General features: G+C 73.7%; 7 protein-coding genes. 3 read left to right on the top strand and 4 right to left on the bottom strand.

What is annotated here, in order from left to right:
- Positions 1-16 precede the first annotated feature (16 nt).
- Positions 17-1183 (bottom strand): uroporphyrinogen-III synthase, encoded by a 1167-nt coding sequence (locus tag E1286_RS45325; protein ID WP_132623318.1) that lies wholly within the window; start codon positions 1181-1183, stop codon positions 17-19.
- A 229-nt stretch (positions 1184-1412) separates the two neighbouring features.
- On the opposite strand from E1286_RS45325, the gene E1286_RS45320 reads away from it, so the two are divergent.
- Positions 1413-1895, top strand: coding sequence for a peptide deformylase (locus tag E1286_RS45320; protein ID WP_132623322.1), 483 nt, complete (start codon positions 1413-1415; stop codon positions 1893-1895).
- Here E1286_RS45320 and E1286_RS45315 read toward each other — a convergent pair.
- Genes E1286_RS45315 through E1286_RS45305 form a run of 3 tightly spaced genes read right to left on the bottom strand, consistent with a single transcriptional unit; the run spans position 1834 to position 3656 of the window.
- Complete coding sequence (locus E1286_RS45315; protein WP_132623316.1) at positions 1834-2109, bottom strand: WhiB family transcriptional regulator; 276 nt, start codon at positions 2107-2109, stop codon at positions 1834-1836. The genes E1286_RS45320 and E1286_RS45315 overlap by 62 nt on opposite strands.
- Positions 2110-2145: 36 nt before the next feature.
- The gene (locus E1286_RS45310) at positions 2146-3066 is read right to left on the bottom strand and encodes a glycosyltransferase (RefSeq protein ID WP_132623314.1); all 921 of its coding nucleotides are present in this window, start codon (positions 3064-3066) and stop codon (positions 2146-2148) included.
- Positions 3063-3656 (bottom strand): D-glycero-alpha-D-manno-heptose-1,7-bisphosphate 7-phosphatase, encoded by a 594-nt coding sequence (locus E1286_RS45305; RefSeq protein WP_165970229.1) that lies wholly within the window; start codon positions 3654-3656, stop codon positions 3063-3065. The genes E1286_RS45310 and E1286_RS45305 overlap by 4 nt, the downstream gene beginning before the upstream one ends.
- 169 nt (positions 3657-3825) lie before the next feature.
- Between E1286_RS45305 and E1286_RS45300 the strand changes: the two genes are divergently transcribed.
- Complete coding sequence (locus tag E1286_RS45300) at positions 3826-5457, top strand: carbamoyltransferase family protein (RefSeq protein WP_132623312.1); 1632 nt, start codon at positions 3826-3828, stop codon at positions 5455-5457.
- Positions 5454-6236, top strand: a 783-nt coding sequence (locus E1286_RS45295; RefSeq protein ID WP_132623310.1) for a glycosyltransferase family 2 protein, incomplete at its 3' end; no start/stop codon positions are given. The genes E1286_RS45300 and E1286_RS45295, both read left to right, overlap by 4 nt.

Here is a 6236-nt window from a genome sequence, read left to right as displayed (position 1 = left end):
GTGGTCAGGGGTGGGGTCATAGGGCGGCCTCGTAGAGGCAGGCGAGGCGGTAGCCGCGTTTGACGACCGTCTCGACGACGCCGCCGGCTCCGAGTGCGCGGCGCAGCCGGGTGATGGCCATCTCCACCGCGTGCTCGGCCGAGTCGCGGGCGACGCTGCCGGGCAGCACCGTACGCAGGTCACCCCGCGACACCACGTGACCGGGCTTGTCGGCCAGGCGTTTGAGCACCGCCATCGGCGCGGGCGGCAGCGGCCGCAGCTCGCCGTCCACGACGACCGCGTGGCCGCGGATCTCCAGGCGGTGACCGCCCGCGGTGAGCCGGGTGACGCCGTGCTCGGGCAGGTGCCGGGCGAGGACCCGGGCCAGCGCCCCCAGCCGGGAGCGGTCGGGCTGCAGCGTCGGGACGCCGCGCGAGGTGAGCGGATCGGCGGTGACGGGCCCCACGCACGCGGCCACCACTCCCCCGCCGAACGCGGCCAGCAGCGCCTCCTCCAGCCCGTCCGCCCGGGCCGCGCCCAGCATGGCGTTGACGGCGGGCGCGCTGGTGAAGGCGACGGCGTCGACCGCGCCGGAGATCGTCTGGGTGATGAGGCGGCGCAACGGCGAGATGTCCCGGTACGGCAGCCACCGGTAGACGGGGATCTCGATGACCTCGGCCCCCGCCCGGCGCAGGTCGGCCACGAACTCGGCGAGCGGCTCGCCGTGCTGCTGCACCGCGATGCGCCGCCCGCGCAGGTCCTGGGCGAGGAGGTACTCCTTGACCTCCTGGCAGGACTCGGTGGCCGGGGTCCAGTGGTCGTTGAGCCCGGCGGCGCGTACCGCTCCCCTGGCCTTGGGGCCGCGGGTGAGCAGGCGCGCCCGGGACAGGTGGTCGGTCAGGTCGGCGGACAGGCCCCAGCCCTCGGCGGCGGCCATCCAGCCGCGGAAGCCGACGCCGGTCGTGACGACCACGTCGTCGAGCGGCTCCTCCAGGCCCAGCCGGGTGGCGGCGAGCAGGTCGGCGTCCTCGGCGAGGGGGACGAGCCGGATCGCGGGGGCGCTCACCACACGGGCGCCGCGCCGTTCCAGCAGCGCGCCGAACTCCTCGCGACGTCTCGTCGCGGTCACGCCGACGGTGAAGCCTGCCAGGGCGTCGGGGGCGGTCTCCGGTGAGGAGCCGCCGTCCAGGGGGAGCGCGCTCATGCCCATACCTCCAGCCGGTCAGGGATGCCCGGCCGGGCCCCGAGCACCCGGCCGGGCATCACAGGCGCGTGTGACGCAAGTGAGATCACCCTCCGATACTGCTTTCGGGGGGTTTCGCGGCTGGGTCTCTTCTGTTACCGCTGTGCTACAAGGCTCGGCTCCGGCGGTTGGCGCGAGAGACGCCGGGGAAACGTAGATCGTGACGACGCCGCCTATCGGGGAGTTACGGGTGACGGTCCGGCCTATTCGCACGTTCGACGATCCGGTGCTGCGCCGGGTCTCCGCGCCGGTGCAGGATTTCGACCGGGAGCTGCGGCGGCTGGTGAAGTCGCTGACGGCCACGATGGGCGCGGGCGCCGGCCGGGCCGGGCTCGCCGCCCCGCAGATCGGCGAGCCGCTGCGGGTGCTGGTCTACTCCTACGACGGCAAGTCCGGCCACCTGGTCAATCCGCGCCTGGAGCTGTCGCAGCGGCGCATCACCGCCGACGAGGCGTGCCTGTCGGCCCCCGGCGTGTGGTGGCCGCTGGACCGCTCCTACATGGTGACGGCGCGCGGCCGCGACATGTTCGGCAAGCCCGTGACCGTGCGCGCGCTCGGCGTGCTGGCGCGTGTGCTCCAGCACGAGGTCGACCACCTCGACGGGGTGCTGTTCAGCGACCACCTCGAAGAGAGCGAGCGGGAACGGTTTCTCGCGGCGGCGTTGCCAGGCTGAGCTCGCGCCGCTGCGCGGGATCGGTGCCGCCCCAGACGCCATAGGCCTGCCTGGTGTCCAGCGCGTATTCGAGGCACGGCCGCCGTACGGGACATCGGCCGCACACTCGCTTGGCCTGCTCGACCTGTGACCGGCTCGGCCCTTCCACGGAGATCGGGAAGAACAGCTCCGGGTCAAGGTCCAGGCAGGCGGCCCTGCGGGTCCAGTCGAGCATCATCATGACGTTCGCGCCTACCCAGCGTGAGGGGGCTCATACCTGAGTGAGCAGGTCGTCCCAGTCCGCCAGGAATCTGGCGAGTCCGTAGCGCGACAGCGCCGCCGCCCTGGCGGCCTTGCCGGCCTGGCGGGCGGTCTCCGGGTCCTCGGCGTACGCGTGCAGCGCGTCGGCCAGCACGTGCACCTTCGTGGAGAGCACGCCGGCCTCGGGCGGCACCGCCTCGACGGCCTCGGTGGCCGCCAGCGCGACGACCGGCATGCCCAGCGTCATGGCCTCGATGAGGGCCAGGCCCAGCGAGGTCCACCGGTAGGGGTGCAGGTAGACGCGTCTCTTGGCGAGCTCGGCGTGCATGACGTGCTGGGGCAGGTCCTCGTACGTGCCGTACGGCAGGCCGGCGACCTTCATGCCGAACACGTCGAGGGGCACCCGTTCGGCGAAGCGCGGCAGCAGGTCGGTCCCGGCGACGCGGGTGCGGCGTACCGGCTCGTTGACGACGACGCCGGCGCGGGGCAGCTCACCCGTGTACAGGTGGCCGGGGTCGGGGACGCCGTGCTCGATGACGCGGGTGGGGGCCCTGCCGTTGTCCCAGAAGAGCTCGTTGAAGTGGGTGACGTGGACGAGCGTGATGTCGCTCCGGTCCGCGAGCGGGTGGCGGGTGCGGGGCACGTCGCCGGCGGGGGTGTTGTGCTCGACGTACACGCCCGGCACGTCGCGGCCGAGCCATTCGCGGGCCAGGTCGATCTCGTGCGGACGCTGGTAGACGACGACGTCGACGGGTTCGCGGCGCAACAGGTCCCACGGCACCTCGCGGGCGCTGCCGGGCCAGTCGTAGGTGGCCGCCCGTCCCCGTCCGTCGGGACCCCGATCGGGGACGAGCGGCAGCAGGTACTCGTGCGACCCGCGGATGAACGCGCTGGTCCACGAGCCGTGCACGTGCCAGATGAGGATCCTCACCAGCGGCTCCACCCCATGGCGCGGGCCCACGGCGCCGACGCGGCCGGCACGGCGGCCGCCACGTCGTTGAGCACGCGATCGACGGCGTCCCAGAGGTCGTGCGCGACCTCGGGGGCGTCCTCGATCTCCCCGGGCAGTGTCTGCGGGGTCGGGATGAGGATGCCTCGCGCCCCGGCGGCCCTGGCGGCGTCCATGTCGCGGCCGATGTCGCCCACGACCACGCAGTCGCGGGGGCTGACGTCCAGCACGGCGGCGGCTCTGATCACCAGGCCGGGCGCGGGTTTGCGGCAGGTGCAGCCGTCGCCGTCGTCGTGCACGCAGATCGCCCACGCGTCGAACGGGCCCAGCAGCTCCTCCACCCTGGCGTTCACCTGGTCCATGTCGTCCGGCGAGAGCAGCCCCTTGGCGACGCCCGACTGGTTGGTGACCACGGCCACCGGCACGTCGGCCTGTCTGAGCCGGCCCAGCGCCTCGACCGCCCCCGGCATGGGCTCGACGAGTTTCGGATCCCCGTTGTACGGCACGTCCCTGATCAAGGTCCCGTCCCGATCGAAGAGCACTGCGCCGGGACGTCGCTTTTCGAACACCATTCACCTCCGTCAGCGTGTCCGGCAGCTACCCGACCCTTGACCGGGCAAACAACTACTCTGCGTGACCAACCGCAGGACGCCGGGGCCGTTTTCGCATCTCATGAGCACGCCCGATGTTTGAGAACCGCTTCTCTCGGTAGCGGTTCTCCACGCCTGAGGGGGAGGAAGCATGAAGTTTCTCGGCATCAACGCGATCTTCCACGACCCGGCCGCGGCGCTGGTGGTCGACGGGAGGATCGTGGCGGCGGCGGAGGAAGAACGCTTCAGCCGCCGTAAGCACGGCAAGCGGCCGCTGGCGTTCTCCGCGTGGGAGCTGCCGGAGCAGGCCGCCGCCTGGTGCCTGCGCGAGGCCGGGCTGGCCCCCGAGGACATCGACGCCGTCGCCTACTCCTACGACCCCTCGCTGGTGGTGCGCAGGCCGGAGGGCGAGTGGGAGGACCTGCGCACGAAGTACGCGGTGCGGGCTCCCGCCTTCCTGGCCACGGCGCTGCCCGGCCTGGATCCGGGCCAGGTCTCTTACGTGCCGCACCACGTGGCGCACGCCGCCTCCGCGGGCCTGGCCTCGCCCTGGCGCGACTGCGCGGTGCTGGTGTGCGACGGGCGCGGGGAGGACGTCTCGCACCTGGCGGGCGTCTACCGCGACGGCGAGCTGGAGATCCTGGCCACGCAGGAGCTGCCGCACTCCCTGGGCCTGATGTACGAGGAAGTGACCGAGCACCTCGGTTTCCTGCGCTCCAGCGACGAGTACAAGGTCATGGCGATGGCCTCGTACGGCACTCCGCGGCATCTGGCCGCGCTGCGCGAGGTGATCTACACCACGGGCGGCGGCGGGTTCCGGGTGGAGCCGGTCGACTGGAACGTCTACGCCAAGGCGCTGCCCAAGGGCGGCACGTGGACCTCCGACCACGCCGACCTGGCGGCAAGCGTGCAGGCCCGGCTGGAGGAGGTGCTGCTGGAGCTGGTGCGCTGGCTGCACGCGCGTACCGGCGAGCGGCGGCTGGCGCTGGCCGGCGGCGTGGCGCTCAACTGCGTGGCCAACACCCGGCTGCTGGACGAGGGGCCTTTCGAGGAGCTGTGGGTGCAGCCGGCCGCGGGCGACTCGGGCACCGCGCTGGGCGGGGCGTTGCACCTGGCGCAGACGTACGGCGAGCCGGCCGCGCCGATGCCGGGCGCGGCGCTCGGGCGCGGCTTCACCGACGAGGAGCTGGGCGCGTGGCTGGACGTGGCGCGCGTGCCGTACTCGCGGCCCGCCGACCTGGCCGCCGCCGTGGCCGCCGAGCTGGCGGCCGACCGGATCGTGGCCTGGTTCCAGGGCCGCTCCGAATACGGGCCCCGGGCCCTCGGGCAGCGGTCGTTGCTGGCGCATCCCGGTCACGCGCGCAACACCGAGCGGCTCAACGACGTCAAGGGGCGGGAGCAGTTCCGGCCGATCGCGCCGATGGTGCTGGAGTCGCGGGCCGGTGAGATCTTCGGACGGGGGCCGGTGCCGTCGCCGTACATGTTGTTCGTGCACGACGTGCACCCCGATTGGGCGCCGCGCCTTCCGGCGGTGGTGCACGTGGACGGGACGGCGCGCATCCAGACGGTCTCGCCGCGGGCGCATCCGCTGATGGCGCGGGTGCTGAGCGAGTTCGAGGCGCGTACGGGGCTGCCGGTGGTGGTCAACACGAGCCTCAACACCGCGGGGCGGCCCATGGTGGACGATCCGCGTGACGCGCTGGAGTGCTTCGGGTCGGCGCCGGTGGACGTGCTCGTGCTGGGGCCGTACATGGTGCGCCGCGGGGAGGTGTTCGCCGCGTGATCACCGTCGTGATCCCCACCGTCGGGCGGCCCAGCCTGCGTGACACCGTGGCGGCCGTGGGGCCTGGCGTGCCGGTGGTCGTGGTGGACGACCGGAAGGCCGGGGCGCCGCTGGAGCTGCCGGCGCACGTACGCGTCGTGCGCTCGGGCGGGCACGGCCCGGCGGCGGCGCGCAACGCCGGGTGGCGGGCCGCGGAGACGCCCTGGGTGGTGTTCCTCGACGACGACGTGGTGCCGGCGCCCGGGTGGACCGAGGCTGTCCGGAAGGACCTGGTGGACCTGCCCGACGAGGTGGCCGGCAGTCAGGGGCGCATCACGGTGCCGCTGCCCGCCCATCGCCGGCCCACCGACGCCGAACGTCACACGGCCGGGCTGGTCGACGCCGCGTGGGTGACGGCCGACATGGCCTACCGGCGTGCGGTGCTGGAGGCGGTGGGCGGGTTCGACGAGCGGTTCCCCCGGGCGTACCGGGAGGACTCCGACATGGCGCTGCGGGTGGGGCGGGCCGGTCACCGGCTGGTCAGGGGCGAGCGGGTGACCGAGCATCCGGTGCGCGCGGACGGGTTCTGGGCGAGCGTGCGCTTCCAGCGAGGCAACGCCGACGACGCGCTCATGCGCCGCCTGCACGGCCCGGACTGGCGCGCCGCCATCGGGAGCGGCCCCGGACGGCTGCGGCTGCACGCCGTGACCACCGCCGCGGGCCTCACGGCGGCGCTGCTCGCGGGCGCCGCGCTCGCCAGGCGCGGCGGGCGGGTGGCCCCCGCGCTCGCGGGCGTGGCG

The sequence above is a fragment of the Nonomuraea terrae genome (assembly GCF_004348995.1).
In the GTDB taxonomy this organism is placed as follows: domain Bacteria; phylum Actinomycetota; class Actinomycetes; order Streptosporangiales; family Streptosporangiaceae; genus Nonomuraea; species Nonomuraea terrae.
The sequence above is the reverse complement of the archived record's forward strand: the minus strand, read 5'-3'. Positions and strand labels throughout refer to the sequence as shown.